Raw genomic sequence first — 15,450 nt, 5'->3', positions numbered from 1 at the left:
TTGAGGAAAGAAATTGCTGGCGAGTTAGTTCTCAATGCCGACGGTGAAGTCGACATTCTCCCAACGGTCGCCGTCGGGCCAGAAAAAAGTGAAGACGATCGTATTACCTCGCGGAATATCGGTCACCGGCAGATCCGCCATATGGACGCCAAAGACATTCACGGACGTGTTGATTTCATGGCTGGTCTGCCACTGGTCGCCGCTCCAGCGGATCAGTGCCGGCTGCAGCAGTTCAACCCGCAGCGTCTTGCCGGCTTCCATGGTGCGCAGCCTGTTGTTGAAGCGCCATATCCTCAGCGGCGAGCCGGTCTTGTCCCTGACATAGCGCTTGACGCCTTGCGGCGGCATGTCGAAGATGGCGCCGTCGCGGAGCGAGCGCAACAGCTTGATGTGTTCCGAATGCGCCCAGACCAGCGGCATGGCGCTGCCCGACGGCTTGCCCAGCCACAATTCGCGCTCCGGTATGTCGGCGCCGTCCCAGACCTGTTCCGGCAGCAGACCGCCCACACCAGCCGAAGCCTCGAATGTCCTGAGCAGGCTTGCCGCCCTGTCCTTGTTACCGGCGGCCAGCTCGTAGTGGGCGCGTTCGCCGGCCAGCAACGGCCAGGGTCGGCCCTGGCCGTTGCCGTCGAAGGGGGCGCCGTCGGCGTGTTCGCCATACCCGTCGCTGGTGTAGCGGTACCATAGAGGCCCTTGCGGCAGGTCGCAGCGCAGTTGCGCGTCGATGATCTTGACCGTGCCGACGATGCGCGGATCGTCCGCGGCCCTGAGGCCGAAGCGGACCAGCGCCAGCGCGTCCGGGCTGACAATCGCTTCGGCCGGCTTGTCGGTATCGCCCGGCGGACGGTTCTTGATCGGTACGAAGCCGTCCTTCGGCGATGCGGCGCCTGAAGCGTCGGCCGGTGCGATGCGGATGTAGTACCCGTCGACGCCAGCCTCGTGGCACTCCGGTGTGCCGCTGACATAGGTCCAGCGCTCGATCTGGTCGTTCCAGCAATCTGCGACCTCGCGCAAATAGTTAGCCGGCTCGGGTTTGCCGTTGACGTCGAACAGATCGGCGGCGCCAAGCAGTGCCGATATTTCGACGGCGAGCGTGAATGGGCTGTAGCCCGCGTCCTCTTCCCAGCGGTCCTGCCCGGTGACGGGGCCATTGCGCACGATATAGGACGCTGCTTTCTCGACCATCGGCATGAAGGCGGCGAGCTTTGCGCGCGGCAGGTGGCCGGCGCGGTGCAGCGCATCGGCAAGCAGCAGCGGGAAGGCGCATTCGTCCATCTGGATGCCCGGCCAATAGAGCGAGCCGTCGAGCCACACATTTTGTGGCCAGTGGCCGTCCGGCTGCTGGATGGAACGGAGATAGGCGAGGATCTCAAGCGCCTGCGCCGGATCGCCGGCGGCGAGGAAGCCGCCCGCAGTTTCGACGAGGTCGCGCGGCCAGACCAGATGATATCCGCCAAGGTCGTCGTCGCCCTTGCTGAACCCCCAGGGGATCGACAGGCTGGCGACGGCCGCATCGGGCCTCGCCAGCGACAGGTGTGTCGCCAGCACCGCTGTGCTGACGCGGTAGGTGTTGAGGCCGGATGCATCATGGTGGTCGAGCGCCGTCAGGCCTGCCTGCCATTTCCGCCATTTCGCGACATAGACCTTTGCCGCCGGCTCAAAACCGCGTTTCAGGCTGGCGGCGGCGTTTTCGGCCGCTTCATCCGGCGTTGCCCCAAACCCAAGCGCAAGCAAGGCTTCGCTGTTGGCTAAAGAAAAGCCGATCTCGCCGGTCAGCGCGACATTGCCGTCCTCCGCCCTTTGGCAGGTCGGATCGAGCCGGCCGGCGCGGCTGAGTTGCTGCCAGCCGTCGGAAAAGCCTGCATAGCCGGCCGAGCAGTCGCCCCAGGGCAGCGAGGAGGCAAGCGCCAAGCAGGCGCCGTGCCCGGACGCAAACAGCATCGGCTTGCCCTTGTGCTCGCCGATCCAGGCGGTGTTGCCCATGCCGGCATTGACCAGATGCGGCGCCAGCAGGGCGTAGACGCGGTAGTCCGTGGCCACGCCCTCGAGTGCCGTGAAGCTGATTTCCTGCAGCAGGGCCGGGCGCGCCGGATCCGCCAGGATGCGCTTTTCGATCCGGTAACGCGCCGTCGCGTTGACCAGCCGGTAGGCGGGCACGCCTTCCTCGAACGGCTCGATGGCATGCGTGGCGTCACGCTTCTCCTCGGAAAACCAGCCGCCGAGGCCGGTGACCAGCAGTCCCATGTCGCGCGTGCAGGCGCTGTCGAGGCCGGGATAGTAGATTTCATTGACGATGCCATGGCCGAGCGTGAACCAGACGCGACTCGCCGTTGAAAGCGCGGCACCTACGCCGCTCTTGGCGCTTGACGTCCAGCGCGCCGGAATTCCGGGCGCGCCCATTCTTTTGGGTGCACTGGGGGGAAGGGTCGGCGGCGTCGCTGCCATGCATGGTCTCCTGGGCCCTTCCCTAGACCAGCAGGCGAAGGCTTTTCAATCATCGCACCTGAAGTTGATCGCCAAAGCGTAACCGATCGCAGTTGACAAGCGGGCGTATCTGAATTTGTCTGACAATAGATAAAAAACAGGCAGACAACGCCAAAACCATCTGCAACAGTCGGCGGGGCCGACAATCTATGGGAGGATTATGACATGAAGACACTGCTCGTCCTGAGCGCTCTGACGGCGATGCTCGCCTCGGGCACGGCGCTTGCCGACACCAGCGGCAAGAAGATCGCCTTCTCCAACAATTACGCCGGCAATTCGTGGCGCCAGGCGATGCTCGACAGCTACGGCATCGTCACCAAGAAGGCGGTGGAGGATAAGATCGTCGGCGCCGCCGACATCTTCACCACCGCCGACAAGGAAGTGCCGACCCAGGCTGCCCAGGTGCAGAACCTGATCCTGCAGGGTTATGACGCCATCGTCATCAATGCCGCATCGCCGGATGCGCTGAACGGCGCCATCAAGCAGGCCTGCGATGCCGGCATCGTCGTCGTCTCCTTCGACGGGACCGTCACCGAACCTTGCGCCTACCGCGTCGTCGTCGACTTCAAGGACATGGGCAAGCAGGAAGTCGAGCAGATGGCCAAGTTCCAGCCCAAGGGCGGCAATTTGCTGGAAATCCGCGGCCTTGCCGGCACCTCGATCGACGATGCCATCCATGCCGGTATCTTGGAAGGCGTCGCCGCCCATCCCGAGTTCAAGATCGTCGGTTCGGTGACCGGCGACTGGGACCAGACGACGGCGCAGAAGGCGGTCGCGACGATCCTGCCTTCGTTGCCCGACATCGTCGGCATCGTCGACCAGGGCGGTGACGGTTATGGCGCGGCACAAGCCTTTGCCGCCGCAGGCAAGCCGCGTCCGACCATCATCATGGGCAACCGCCAGGACGAGCTGAAATGGTGGAAGGAGCAGAAGGACAAGGATGGCTACCAGACCTGGTCGGCCTCGATCGCGCCCGGCGTGTCGTCGCTGGCCTTCTGGGTGGCGCAGCAGGTGCTCGACGGCCGCACCGACATTCCGCATGACCTTTTGGTGCCGTATCTCGCCTTTACCCAGGACAATTTCGAGACCGAGCTGCCGAAAATCAAGGAGGGCGGCGTCGCCACCCACGAATACAGCCAGGAAGACGCAATCGCGGCGATCAAAGCCAATATCAAGTGATGCATTGCATTCATTGCCAGCGGCATGACCGACCGGATATCGTTGAGCATGCCTGAGGCCAATACGGACATCATCAGACTGGGCGGCGCCGAAAAACATTTCGGCGCCGCCCATTTGGACATCATCAGGCTGAACGGCGCCGAAAAACATTTCGGCGCCGTTCGGGCGCTTAACGGCGTCGACTTCCATGTTGTATCAGGCGAATGCGTCGGGCTGGTCGGCCACAACGGAGCCGGCAAATCGACGCTGATGCATATGGTGGCCGGTACGCTGCAGCCCGATGGCGGTGAGATCGCGGTGCGTGGCAATGCCGAAACCGACTACTCGGTGGCGCGCGCGCTGAAACTCGGCATACGCTGCGTGTTCCAGGAACTGTCGCTCTGCCCTAACCTCAGTATCGCGGAGAATACGCGCATCAACCATCCGGCGCTCACCGGCTTCGGCTGGCGACGCAAGGCGGCTGCTCTCATTGCCGCCAAGCTGGACGAAATCTTTCCGGATCACGGCATCTCGGCAGACGACATTGCCGGCGATCTCTCCATCGGCCGGCGGCAGATGGTCGAGGTGGCGCGCGCCTTCACGGTGACGCGCGATCCGCTCGACTTGGTCATTCTCGACGAGCCGACCTCTTCGCTGGACGCGCATACTGCGGGCCAGCTGCTTGCCTTCGTGCGCCGTTTCGTAGCCACCGGGGGCAGCTGCATCCTGATCTCGCATGTGCTGGGCGAGGTGCTGCAGAATGCCGACCGCATCGTGGTCATGCGCGACGGCAAGGTGGTCGCCACGGACGTTGCAAAAGCGTTCGACCGCGACCGGCTGGTGGCCACCATGGGCGGCGCGGAAGCGCGCGAGAAGATCGCGGCGGAGATCGCCGCCAGGCCGGCGGCGGGCCCGCTCAGGGTGCGGGCGCGGCCCGAGCGGCAGCAGGACGGCAAGGAGCTTGTCGCTCGCGCCGGCGAGATCATCGGGCTTGCCGGGCTTGCCGGCCATGGCCAGACCGACCTGTTGCTGGCGATCTTTGCCGCCGCGACGCGTAGAAGGCTTGATATCGAGGTGACCGCCCCGGTGGCGCTGGTGGCCGGAGACCGCCAATCGGACGGCATTTTCCCGCAATGGTCTATTGCCGAAAACATCGGCATCCGCTCGCTGGCGCGGCTGCGCAAAGGGTTGCTGATCTCGCCGCAGCGCGAGGCCGAGCTTGCTGAGTTTTGGAAGCAGAAGATCGGCATCCGCACGCCTGACATGACCAACAACATCTTCTCGCTGTCCGGCGGCAACCAGCAGAAGGCGCTGTTTGCCCGCGCACTGGGTTCCGATGCGCAGATCGTGCTGATGGACGATCCGATGCGCGGCGTGGACATCGGCACCAAGCTTGAGGTCTACGATCTCGTGCGCGAGGAGGCGGCCAAGGGCCGGACCTTCCTCTGGTACACCACCGAGACCGAAGAGCTCGACAATTGCGACCACATCCATGTCTTCAAGAACGGCCGCATCGTCGCCAATCTCACGCGCGACGAGCTGACTGAGGAAAAGATCATCCAGTCCTCATTCGGCGACGCGGCCTGAGATGACGGCAGTCGCTCCCGGCCCTACGTCCTCGCCGCGCAGCAGCGCGGCCCGCGCGCGCCTGCTGCGCAGCCTGTTGCCGGCGCTGTCGCTGGCGCTGGTGGTTATCGCCATCGCCTGGCTCAACCCACGCGCCATCAGCTATTTCGGCTTCAGCCTGATGTTGAACCTCGCTATTCCGATCGCGCTGGCGACGATCGCCCAGATGTTCGTCATCGCCGGCAATGAGCTCGATCTGTCGATCGGCACCTTTGTCGGCTTTGTCGGCTGCGTCACCGCGACCTGGCTGAAGGACGCGCCGCTGCTCGGCGTGATCATCCTGCTCGGCTCCATAGGCGTTTATGCGCTGCTCGGCGCACTGATCCATCTGCGCAATCTGCCGTCGATCGTGGTGACGCTGGGCATGAGCTTCGTCTGGCAGGGGCTTGCCATTCTGGTGCTGCCCAAGCCCGGTGGCAAGGCGCCGGACTGGCTCTTGTCGCTGATGGCCTTCAAGCCGCCCTTCATTCCGTTCCCTATCATCGCCGCGCTGGCGATCGCAGCGGTGGTGCATTTTGGGCTGATGCGCACCTCCTATGGCGTCATCCTGCGGGGATCCGGCGGCAATCCGGCGGCGCTCAGGCGCGCTGGCTGGTCGCTGCTTCGAACCAAGATCGTGCTGTTTGCGCTGACCGGCCTATTCGGCGTTCTGTCCGGCATGGCGCTGATCGGCATCACCACCTCGGCCGACGCCAATATCGGCAATGGCTACACGCTGCTGGCGATCGCCGGCGTCATTCTCGGCGGCGGCGAGTTCGTCGGCGGCCGGGTGTCGCCGATCGGCGCCGTGCTCGGCGCGCTGACACTGGCGCTGGCGGCATCGCCTCTGCTCACCTTCATGCACATTCCGCCGGATTGGCAGGTCGCCGCCAACGGCGCCATCCTGATCATCGTGCTGGCAGCCCGCGTCCTGATCAGCCGCAGGGAGAGGTAGCGATGACGCTGGTTAAATCGCTGGCCGCCAAACCCTGGATATGGTCGTTCATCGGCGCGATGTTCGTCTGGCTGGCGACCATCGCTTTCACCGGCGGCTATGGCGGCGGTGGCATGGTCACGGCGGCACTGTCGCTGGCGGTGTTCACCGTCATCGTCGGAGTCGGCCAAATGTTCGTCATCACGCTCGGGCCAGGCAATGTCGACCTGTCGCTGCCGGCCAATATCGGGCTCGCCAGTGCCGTCGCCATGAAGGTCATGGGCGGCAGCGATTCCATGATCGTGGTCGGGCTGCTCGCCGCGCTCGCCTGCGGCGCCGCCATCGGTGCCGTCAACTATCTCCTGATCTGGGCGCTGAGGATCCCGCCGATCATCGCCACTCTGTCGGCCAGCTTCATCATCCAGTCGATCGACATCAGCTATGGGCGTGGCCTGCAGATCAAGCCGCCGCCCGGCTTTGCCGATTTTGCGAACTGGCAAATCCTGGGCATTCCAGTGCTGGCGATCCTTACCGTATTGTTCAGCATCGGTGCGGCCATCGCCTTGCAGCGCATGATCTATGGCCGCTCGGTGCTGGCGATCGGCCAGAACATCCGCGCCGCGTGGCTTGCCGGCGTCAATGTCGGCCGCACCCGCTTCCTGACTTACACGCTGTCGGGCGCGCTCGGCGGCATGGACGGGGCGCTGCTCGCCGGCTATTTCCGCGGCGCCAATGTCGATATCGGCAACGAGTACCTGCTGGCCTCGATCGCCGTCGTCGTCATCGGCGGCACCTCGGTCGCCGGTGGCAAGGCCAATGTTCCCGGTGTCTGGGGCGCGGCGCTGTTCCTGGTGCTGCTTCTGACCATGCTCAACACGTTCGGCGTCAGCGCCGGCGTTCGGCTGTTGCTGACCGGGCTGATCATCGTCGGCGTCATCACCGTAGCCGGCGGCGAGAAAGCGCTGCGCTAAAAGGCGTGAGCCCGGCAGCAGTCCCGCCAAATTTGACCATGTGGACAAAAGTCCGCACCCGTTCCATAGTTCCGCGTCTGATTTCGGAACAGTCGGCTCGACACGGCTGTCAAACAGAGGGGCACTAGATGGAAAACCGGAAAAACAAATCGCAATTGACCGGCCTGTCGCGGCGCGACGTGCTGGAACTCGGCGCACTTGGCCTGGCCGCAGCCATGCTGCCGGGTGCAGCCCTCGCCAAGGACAAGAAGCTGAAGGTGGCGGCGATCTTCGCCACGCCGATCGAGGAGCCGTGGGACAACCAGATCCACGTCGCCCTGCAGAAGGCCGAGAAGGAACTCGGCATCGAATACAAATGGTCGGAAAAGGTGCAGACCGCCGATTTCAGCCGCGTCATGCGCGAATATGCGCAAGGCGGGTACCAGCTGGTGCTGGGCGACGCCTTCGCCGCCGAGCGTGAATCGCGCCGCACGGCAAAGCAGTTCCCGAAGACGGCATGGCTGTTCGGCTCGGGCGCCGGCCCGGCCGAGCCCAATTTCGGCGTCTTCGACAACTGGATCCACGAGCCGGCCTATCTGTCCGGCATGATCGCCGGCAAGATGTCGAAGTCGGGCACGATCGGCGCGGTGGCGGCCATGGGCATTCCGGAAGTGAACCGGCTGGTCAACGCCTTCTTTGCCGGCGCCAAGGAGGTCAATCCCAACATCAAGAAGAAGGTCGCCTTCATTGGCTCGTTCTTCGATCCGCCCAAGGCCAAGGAAGCGGCGGTCGCCCAGATCGATGCCGGCGTCGATGTCATCTATGCCGAGCGCTTCGGCGTCATCGAGGCGGCGGTGGACAAGAAGATCCTCGCCATCTCCAACATGTCCGACCAGTCGAGCCTCGGCCCCGACACGGTCATAACCGGGCCGGTCTGGGACATGTACCCGACGGTCGAGCAGGCGATCAAGCTGGTCAAGGCCGGTGTCTTCACCGCGCAGGATTATGGCGATTTCTCGCGCATGGCCAAGGGCGGGTCGTTCCTGGCGCCCTACCATAAATTCGACAAGACGCTGCCGGCGGATGTGAAGGATCTGGTCGAGAAGAAGAAGGCCGAGATCCTGGAAGGCAATTTCCGGGTGGATGTGGATGAGAACACGCCGGTTTCGGATTAGCTCGGCGTACCCTCCCCCTTGAGGGGAGGGTGGCCCGCAGGGCCGGGTGGGGTCCTCCGCGAAGTGCTCCATTCTGCTAAGTCATGGGTTGAGGCAGTTGAGGTGACCCCACCCGCCTCGCTTCGCTCGGCACCCTCCCCTCGAGGGGGAGGGGTATCTCCGCAGGAGCATCCTTGTCCGCCCCTCTCATCGAAATGCGCGGCATCACCAAGAGCTTCGGCGCCGTCAAGGCGAATGAGGCTGTCGATCTAAGCGTCGCCCCAGGTGAGATCCTCGGCCTGCTGGGCGAAAACGGCGCCGGCAAGACGACGCTGATGAATGTGCTGTTCGGCGCCTATGCGCCCGATGCCGGCGAAATTCTTATCCAGGGCAAGACCGTGCGGATCACCAGTTCGGCCGATGCGCTGGCCGCCGGCATCGGCATGGTGCACCAGCATTTTCATTTGGCGCCAAGGCTGACGGTCCTGGAAAACCTTCTGATTGGCATTCCCGGCAAATCCGGCCGCATCGACCGCGCCGGCGGACTTGCCCGGTTGTCCGACATCAGCCGTCAGTATGGGCTGACGCTGGACCCCAACCTGCCTGTCTCCGCGCTGTCGGTCGGCGAGCAGCAGCGGCTCGAAATCGTCAAGGCGCTGTTTCGCGGCGCCAGGCTGTTGATCCTCGACGAGCCGACGGCGGTGTTGGCGCCGAGCGAGGTCGACGGGCTGTTTTCGGCGCTGCGCTCGATGGCGGCGCAGGGGCTCGGCATCATCTTCATCTCGCATAAATTGAACGAGGTGCGGGCGCTCACCCATCGCTGCACCGTGTTGCGGCACGGCCGCGTCGCCGGCCGTGTCGACGATCCGGCGAACACGACATCGGCAGAAATGGCGCAGCTGATGTGCGGCCATGAGATCGTGCCGCCGGCAAGAGGACCTTCGACCCCAGGCGCGGCGGTGCTGACGCTCGACGGTATTTCCACCTCACGGCATTCGGGGACGCCGCTGCGCGATGTATCGCTTGCCGTTCGCGCGGGCGAAATCCTCGGCATTGCCGGGGTCTCCGGCAATGGCCAGCGGGCACTGGCCGAGGTGATTTCCGGCACGCGCGCGCCCGACGCCGGCGCGATGACGATAGCCGGCAAACCTGTGACGCGGTTCTCCCCGCGCGAGGTGCAGGCGCTCGGCCTTGGCCGCATCCCGGAAGACCGTATGACGACCGGGCTGGTCACCAATCTGCCGCTCGCCGATTCCATGGTGTTGCCGCGCATTGGTACTGCGGCTTTCAGCAGCCGGGGCCTGCTCAAGCCAGATGCGATCCGCGCCTTCGCCGAAGAACAGATCAAGGCCTATGACATCAGGTGCCCCGGGCCGATGACCCGCGCCGGCGCGCTGTCGGGCGGCAATCTGCAGAAGGCGCTGTTGGCGCGCGAACTGGCTTTCGACCCGAAGGTGCTGATCGTCTCGCAGCCGACGCGCGGCCTCGACATCGGTGCCGCCCGCTTCATCCACGAAAAATTCCTCGACATGCGTGCCAAGGGCTGCGGGATCATCGTCATCGGCGAGGATCTCGAAGAGCTGCTGGTGCTCTGCGACCGCATCGCGGTGATGTATGAGGGCCGCATCGCCGGCACGCTGGACAGCGCCGATGCGACCATCGCGCGGCTTGGGCTGCTGATGACCGGGGCGGAGGGCAGAGCCTAGATGGACTTTCTCACTCGGTTCCTCGCAGAAACCTCAAATAATACTGCCCGCTTTTGGCTGACTTTAAGCGTCAGCGCTGCCCCTCACCTGCCTGCCGGCATCCTCTCCCCGCATAGAGACGGGGAGAGGGGCTCTCACCCATGGTTTCGCCAATCGCCACAGCTGCAAAGGGGAGCTGCCATAGGGCCCAGATCCGTGTCTATACGGGGAGAAGGTGCCGGCAGGCGGATGAGGGGCGGCGCGACCGTCTGGGCGGCGGAGGGGCATAGCTGATGTTCCGCCTCGAAGCCCGCAGTTCCACCCCCGCCTGGTTCAATCTCGCTTTGCCGCTGCTGGCCATCGGCGCAGCGCTGGTCCTGTGCAGCGGCCTCATCGCGCTGGCCGGCGCCGGCGTGCTTGAGGCCTATGGCGTGATGCTGTCGGCCTCGTTCGGCGACAGCTATGCCATCACCGAAACGCTGGTTCGCGCCGCCCCGATGATCTTCACCGGGCTGGCTGTGGCCGTCGCCTTCCGGGCCAAATTCTGGAACATCGGCGCCGAGGGCCAATTGCTGGCCGGCGCCGTGGCCAGCTGCTTCGTCGGCGCCATCCCGATGCCGGGCGCGCTGGCGATCCTGTCGATGGCGCTGGCGGGCGCTGCTGCCGGTGCCGCGGTAGCGCTGGTGCCCGCGACGCTCAGGGTCAAATTCAAGGTGGATGACGTCGTCAGCTCGCTGCTGCTCAACTCGGTCATCTACTATGCGCTGATGGCGCTGATCGAGGGGCCGTGGAAGGACTCGTTCAGCGGCTATCCGATCTCGCCGCCGATCGAGGATTCGGCGAATTTCCCGGTGCTGCTCGAAGGCACAAGGCTGCATCTGGGTGTCATCGCCGCGTTGATCGCAGCACCGTTGATCTGGTTCCTGATCGTGCGGACCACGCTCGGCTTCCGGATCAGGGTCACCGGCGAAAGCCCGGAAGCCGCCCGCTATGGCGGCATCCACGTCGAGCGGGTGCTGATCTCGACGGCGCTGCTGTCGGGCGCGCTGGCCGGGCTTGCCGGCGTCGGCGAGGTCGGCGGCGTGCATTTCCAGGTGATGAGCGACATTTCGCCGGGCTATGGCTATTCCGGCATCGTCGTTGCCATGCTGGCCAGGCTCAATCCGCTCGGCGTCGTACCGGCGGCGATCTTCCTGGCCGCCGTGATGACCGGCGCCGAAGCGATGTCGCGCGCCACCGGCGTGCCGGCGTTCCTCAGCGATGTCATCCAGGGCACGGCGCTGCTCGCCATGCTGGTGGCGCTGCTGTTCACGGCCTATCGCATCCGCCGCGTCGGTGCCGCCTTATGAGCGCGGTGTTCGAACAGATCTTTCAGGTCGGCTTCCTCGCCGCCATTATCCGCATCGCCACGCCGCTGGCATTTGCCACGCTGGGCGAGATGTTCTCCGAGCGGGCCGGCGTGCTCAATCTCGGTATCGAAGGCATCATGCTGCTCTGCGCGATGACCGGCTTCACCGCCGCCAGCCTCAGCGGCAGCCTGTGGCTCGGCGTGCTGGCCGCGGTGTTGACCGGCATGGCGATGAGTGCGCTGCATGCGCTGTTCACCGTGGCGCTCGGCCTCAGCCAGCATGTCTGCGGCATCGGCGTTACTTTGTTCTCGTCCGGCCTTGCCTATTTCCTCTACCGTCTGACCTTCGGCCAGCAATCGGTGCCGCCCAGCATCAAGGGTTTTCAGACGGTGCCGATCCCGCTGCTGTCGGATATTCCGGTTCTGGGGTCAGCGGTTTTCAACCAGTTTGCGCTGGTCTACTTGGCAATCATTGCCATCCCGCTCGCTGCTTTCGTGCTCTACCGCACGCCTTGGGGGCTGTCGGTGCGGATGGTCGGCGAGAACCCGCGCGCCGCTGATTCCGCTGGGGTCAGCGTCATCGCCACGCGCTTCCAGGCGGTCATCCTCGGCGGTGCGCTGATGGGGCTTGCGGGCGCCTTCCTCACCATGGCACAGTTCAACGCCTTCACCTTTGGTGTCGTGTCGGGCCGTGGCTGGGTGGCGATCGCGCTGGTCGTGTTCGGCCGCTGGGACCCGTGGCGCTCTGCGGGCGCGGCGCTGCTGTTCGCCTTCGTCGATGCGCTACAATTGCGCATGCAGGCGAGCGGCCTCGGGCATATTCCCTATGAGACGTTCTTGATGCTGCCGTTCATTTTCACCATCGTCGCGATGGCCGTGATGTCACGCAACGCGGTTGCGCCGTCGGCGCTGCTGAAGCCGTTTCGACGAGAAGAGCGGTAAGCGAGTAGGACTTGGCGCCCTTCCTCTCCCCCGATCGACGGGGGAGAGGAAGGGCGCCAAGCCTGGGATACTCACATCGCCGTAAAACCATTATCGACAAACAGATGCGTCCCGTTAACGAAGCTGGACTCATCGCTGGCGAGGTACAGCGCTGCCTTGGCCACTTCCTCAGGCTCACCGATGCGGCCCTGCTGTGCGGCCAATGCGGCGTCCGATACGTCGACGCCGAGCTTGCCGAGATCGGCGACCTCGCGCAGGCCGTGCGGCGTGCGGATGAAGCCGGGACAGACGGCGTTGCAGCGTATGTTGCGGTCGCGGAATTCGACTGCGATGGCGCGCGCGAACATGTGGCAGGCGCCCTTGGTGGTGTCGTAGAGCACCTCCATGGGTGTGGCCGCCACAGCCGAGATCGACGAGGTGCAGACGATCGAACCGCCACCGGCAGCGATCATGCCCGGGAGCACGGCGCGCGTCATCAGGAACATCGAGCGGACATTGACCGCATGCAGCCAGTCCCATTCCTGCACCGTCGTCTCCAGGAACGGCTTTATCACGATGGTGCCAGCATGGTTGAACAACACCGTGGCCGGGCCGAGCCTGGCAGTCGCCGCCTTCACTGCGGCCTCGACCTGCGCCTCGTCCGAGACGTCGGCCACCCAGTGTTCGGCGATATGTCCCCGCGCGCGTATCGCCGCCGCAGTGGCTGCCGCCGCCTCGCCATTGCGGTCGATGATCGCCACCTTGGCGCCTTCGGCGGCGAACAATTCCGAGGCCGCTCCGCCCATTCCGGTCGCGCCGCCCGAGATGATTGCAATCTTGCCGGCTAGTCTTGTACCCATGTTCTGTTCCCCGTTCCCGATCGAAATAATCCGCATTTACGCCGGAATGGCGATGCTATCGCCTATGCAGACGTCGGCCAAGCTTGTCGCTCGCTTGTCTCCAACAGGGGGTCTCCCAGCAATGCCAAACCAAATAATAAGGAATACTTAGAAAATCATTCTACATATCTCCAAAAAATAGCACTCGACAAAGTCTACTGATTTTATAGATTAATCCGCAAGACGGAGGTCGATATGTCCTATATCCAGAACGCCGAGACGGACCGCACCAGGCAGAGGCTGGCCAATAGCCAGGCTTTCCGCCCGGCCTATGCCGGCGCTTTCGCCTATCTCGTCTTTGCCCTTGCGTTCGTGTTCACCGGGGCAGTCGTGCTCGGCTTGATTCCCTGACCGATCAGGCCGAAAGGGTGGCGACCTAGCGCTTTCAGTGAGTGACCGGAGTTGATGAACCGAACGCGGACGCGCTTTGGCGCTGATGCTTGTTTTTACGCATGTCGTCGCTCAAAACCGGGGGCGACATACATCCAACGTGATGGAGGAGATGGCAATGCCGATCGAGTTCACGCATGTTCCCGGTAAAACGCACGCCGCCGATGCCGGTTCGGCCGTACCGTTCTTCTATGATTTCGTCGAGACGGCGACCAAGCTGTCGCTGATCGAGGATTCCGGCTTCCAGAACATCGTCGTCGACGACCCGGCCGGGCTGTTGACCAATATGGACATCGCCGCCCAGGCGCTGGACCGCACCTCGTCGCTGGAAGTGGTGCTGACGCACTGGGCCGGCGTGATCGCGCCAGCCGTTGCGGCGCGGCAACTGGCGGCGCTCGACGCCAGGAGCGGCGGCCGGCTGGCGCTGAGAATGCTGAGCGAGCCGCTGGATGACGACGATGCCGAGACGCGTCCGGTCGGCCACACCGTGGTCTGGCAGCGCATCGACGAATATCTGGTGCTGCTGAAGCGGCTGTGGTCGAACGACCGGCCCTTCGACCATGAAGGTGCATTCTACAGCATCAAGGGTGGCTATGTGCCGCGCAAGGGGCCGCATGGCGTCGACGTGATCATCCGCATGGGTGGCCAGTCCGGCACCGCGCTCAAGGTCGCCGGCCGCCATGCCGACGTGTTTGAACTCACGGCTGGTTCGCTCGACGAGATCCGCCAGCTGATGGAACGGGCGCGCAGCGCCGCCGCCGAGCATGGCCGCGCCGGCAAGCTGCGTTTTGCGCTTCCGGTCCGGGTCCGCTCGGAGGGTGGCGCCTCTACCGTCGGCCACAAGGCGGTCGAACTTTCCGGACCACCGGCGCAGATCGCCCTGTCGCTGCTGCCCTATGCGGCGCTGGGCATCAGCGAGTTCATGATCGTCGGTGTCGACCGGCCGCGCGAGATCGCCAGCGTCGGCCGCGAGACGATCGCGCTCTTGCGCAACTCGCTGGCACGCCGGGAGGCGGAGGTGCCGCAGCCCGGCGCGTTTGCCTCGCGGGGCGGGTCGGATATTCACGCAGGGTGAATTTGCGGGTGGAATGAAAGCTATTTCGTAGCGTTCCGTCACACCCCCCTCTGCCCGGCAGGGCAGAGGGGTGCTGTCCCGCCAGCGTCTAATCACCACTCAGCACTGCCAGCGCCTCCAGCACCGCGCCAGATTCCGTCAGCGCACCAAACACCCCGTCCTCCACCGTCACCATATGCAGCGCCGCGTCATGCGCGTATTGGTCGCCGCTGGCGCAGGCGTCGGCGATGGTCAGGCACTGGAAATTGAGGTCGCAGGCCTCGCGCAGCGTCGTGTGCACGCAGACATCGGTCGTGCAGCCGGAAAAGATCAGATGGGTGATGCCGCGTGCGCGCAGCACAAGCTCCAGATCCGTATAGGTGAAGGCGCTGTTGCAGGTCTTGTCGACGATGATGTCGTGCGGCGCGACGTCGATCTCGGCGACGATCTGAAAGCCGGGGCCGGAGCGCAGCAGCACGTCGGTGCCTTCTAGACCCGCCCGCTTGCGGCGCCATCTCTCGTACGGCGTCATGTCGGCCATGTCGCCGCGATATCCCTGCCTGGTGTGAATGATGGTAAGGCCGGCCGCGCGTGCCGCTGATATCAGTCGGTTGACCGTAGGCAGGATGGCGCGCAGCGGCGCGGGGTCATAACCCTTCCTGGCGAAATAGCCGGTCGGCGAGAGGAAATCCTCCTGCAGGTCGATGACCAGCAGCGCGGTGTTTGCCGGCACCAGCCGGCCGTCATAGGGGAAATCGAACGGTATCGCCTTGATCATCGCAGCCTGCCTCAATTGCTGCTCGGCATCGTGGCCCAGCAACCCTGGGCCGTCCATCCCTCGGTGCGACGACACCAGGTAGACCGATGC

At 64.5% G+C, this 15,450-nt stretch carries 13 protein-coding genes; 10 read left to right on the top strand and 3 right to left on the bottom strand.

The window, feature by feature from the left end; genetic code table 11:
* Positions 1 to 24 precede the first annotated feature (24 nt).
* Positions 25 to 2,445 (bottom strand): glucan 1,4-alpha-glucosidase, encoded by a 2,421-nt coding sequence (locus tag NKI46_RS28575; RefSeq protein WP_352497708.1) that lies wholly within the window; start codon positions 2,443 to 2,445, stop codon positions 25 to 27.
* 204 nt (positions 2,446 to 2,649) lie between these two features.
* Between NKI46_RS28575 and NKI46_RS28570 the strand changes: the two genes are divergently transcribed.
* The 8 genes from NKI46_RS28570 to NKI46_RS28535 all read left to right on the top strand — a co-directional run bounded on the left by NKI46_RS28570 (position 2,650) and on the right by NKI46_RS28535 (position 12,260).
* Positions 2,650 to 3,663 carry an ABC transporter substrate-binding protein gene (locus NKI46_RS28570; RefSeq protein ID WP_352497707.1) on the top strand — a complete coding sequence of 338 codons (1,014 nt, stop codon included), beginning with the start codon at positions 2,650 to 2,652 and terminating at the stop codon, positions 3,661 to 3,663.
* Positions 3,664 to 3,711: 48 nt separating this feature from the next.
* Positions 3,712 to 5,229, top strand: a complete 1,518-nt coding sequence (locus NKI46_RS28565) for a sugar ABC transporter ATP-binding protein (protein WP_023732918.1) — start codon at positions 3,712 to 3,714, stop codon at positions 5,227 to 5,229.
* Position 5,230: 1 nt separating this feature from the next.
* On the top strand, positions 5,231 to 6,202 hold the full coding sequence (locus NKI46_RS28560) for an ABC transporter permease (protein WP_023694460.1): 972 nt from the start codon (positions 5,231 to 5,233) through the stop codon (positions 6,200 to 6,202).
* A gap of 2 nt (positions 6,203 to 6,204) precedes the next feature.
* A complete protein-coding gene (locus NKI46_RS28555; RefSeq protein WP_023694459.1) occupies positions 6,205 to 7,152 on the top strand; it encodes an ABC transporter permease in 948 nt (315 codons plus the stop codon).
* Positions 7,153 to 7,280: 128 nt separating this feature from the next.
* Positions 7,281 to 8,306: a BMP family protein gene (locus tag NKI46_RS28550; protein WP_023834666.1), complete on the top strand. Its 1,026-nt coding sequence runs from the start codon at positions 7,281 to 7,283 to the stop codon at positions 8,304 to 8,306.
* A gap of 173 nt (positions 8,307 to 8,479) precedes the next feature.
* Entirely contained in the window at positions 8,480 to 9,991 is a 1,512-nt protein-coding gene (locus tag NKI46_RS28545) for an ABC transporter ATP-binding protein (protein WP_023807701.1), read from the top strand.
* Positions 9,992 to 10,263: 272 nt separating this feature from the next.
* Positions 10,264 to 11,319, top strand: coding sequence for an ABC transporter permease (locus NKI46_RS28540; RefSeq protein ID WP_023683937.1), 1,056 nt, complete (start codon positions 10,264 to 10,266; stop codon positions 11,317 to 11,319).
* Positions 11,316 to 12,260, top strand: coding sequence for an ABC transporter permease (locus NKI46_RS28535; RefSeq protein ID WP_023694455.1), 945 nt, complete (start codon positions 11,316 to 11,318; stop codon positions 12,258 to 12,260). Before NKI46_RS28540 ends, NKI46_RS28535 begins: the two co-directional genes overlap by 4 nt.
* 71 nt (positions 12,261 to 12,331) lie before the next feature.
* Here NKI46_RS28535 and NKI46_RS28530 read toward each other — a convergent pair whose 3' ends face one another.
* The gene (locus NKI46_RS28530; protein WP_023686096.1) at positions 12,332 to 13,099 is read right to left on the bottom strand and encodes an SDR family NAD(P)-dependent oxidoreductase; all 768 of its coding nucleotides are present in this window, start codon (positions 13,097 to 13,099) and stop codon (positions 12,332 to 12,334) included.
* A 234-nt stretch (positions 13,100 to 13,333) separates the two neighbouring features.
* Here NKI46_RS28530 and NKI46_RS28525 point away from each other — a divergent pair, with 234 nt between their 5' ends.
* Complete coding sequence (locus NKI46_RS28525; RefSeq protein WP_352749148.1) at positions 13,334 to 13,489, top strand: hypothetical protein; 156 nt, start codon at positions 13,334 to 13,336, stop codon at positions 13,487 to 13,489.
* Between the two features lie 157 nt (positions 13,490 to 13,646).
* Entirely contained in the window at positions 13,647 to 14,603 is a 957-nt protein-coding gene (locus NKI46_RS28520; protein WP_023726079.1) for an LLM class flavin-dependent oxidoreductase, read from the top strand.
* Between the two features lie 88 nt (positions 14,604 to 14,691).
* Here NKI46_RS28520 and NKI46_RS28515 read toward each other — a convergent pair whose 3' ends face one another.
* Positions 14,692 to 15,360, bottom strand: a complete 669-nt coding sequence (locus tag NKI46_RS28515) for a cysteine hydrolase family protein (protein ID WP_023831834.1) — start codon at positions 15,358 to 15,360, stop codon at positions 14,692 to 14,694.
* Positions 15,361 to 15,450: the final 90 nt, after the last annotated feature.

The sequence above is a fragment of the Mesorhizobium sp. M0615 genome, assembly GCF_040320805.1.
GTDB lineage: Bacteria > Pseudomonadota > Alphaproteobacteria > Rhizobiales > Rhizobiaceae > Mesorhizobium.
Note: the sequence above shows the minus strand (reverse complement) of the source record. Positions and strands in the feature narration are given on the sequence as shown.

What these genes read in the sequence shown, in the direction of transcription:
- NKI46_RS28535 (WP_023694455.1), top strand. Translation starts at nt 11,316, where the DNA reads ATGAGCGCGGTGTTCGAACAGATCTTTCAGGTCGGCTTCCTCGCCGCC.
- NKI46_RS28565 (WP_023732918.1), top strand. Translation starts at nt 3,712, where the DNA reads ATGCCTGAGGCCAATACGGACATCATCAGACTGGGCGGCGCCGAAAAA.
- NKI46_RS28525 (WP_352749148.1), top strand. Translation starts at nt 13,334, where the DNA reads ATGTCCTATATCCAGAACGCCGAGACGGACCGCACCAGGCAGAGGCTG.
- NKI46_RS28515 (WP_023831834.1), bottom strand. Translation starts at nt 15,360, where the DNA reads ATGATCAAGGCGATACCGTTCGATTTCCCCTATGACGGCCGGCTGGTG.
- NKI46_RS28560 (WP_023694460.1), top strand. Translation starts at nt 5,231, where the DNA reads ATGACGGCAGTCGCTCCCGGCCCTACGTCCTCGCCGCGCAGCAGCGCG.
- NKI46_RS28520 (WP_023726079.1), top strand. Translation starts at nt 13,647, where the DNA reads ATGCCGATCGAGTTCACGCATGTTCCCGGTAAAACGCACGCCGCCGAT.
- NKI46_RS28555 (WP_023694459.1), top strand. Translation starts at nt 6,205, where the DNA reads ATGACGCTGGTTAAATCGCTGGCCGCCAAACCCTGGATATGGTCGTTC.
- NKI46_RS28575 (WP_352497708.1), bottom strand. Translation starts at nt 2,445, where the DNA reads ATGGCAGCGACGCCGCCGACCCTTCCCCCCAGTGCACCCAAAAGAATG.
- NKI46_RS28550 (WP_023834666.1), top strand. Translation starts at nt 7,281, where the DNA reads ATGGAAAACCGGAAAAACAAATCGCAATTGACCGGCCTGTCGCGGCGC.
- NKI46_RS28530 (WP_023686096.1), bottom strand. Translation starts at nt 13,099, where the DNA reads ATGGGTACAAGACTAGCCGGCAAGATTGCAATCATCTCGGGCGGCGCG.
- NKI46_RS28540 (WP_023683937.1), top strand. Translation starts at nt 10,264, where the DNA reads ATGTTCCGCCTCGAAGCCCGCAGTTCCACCCCCGCCTGGTTCAATCTC.
- NKI46_RS28570 (WP_352497707.1), top strand. Translation starts at nt 2,650, where the DNA reads ATGAAGACACTGCTCGTCCTGAGCGCTCTGACGGCGATGCTCGCCTCG.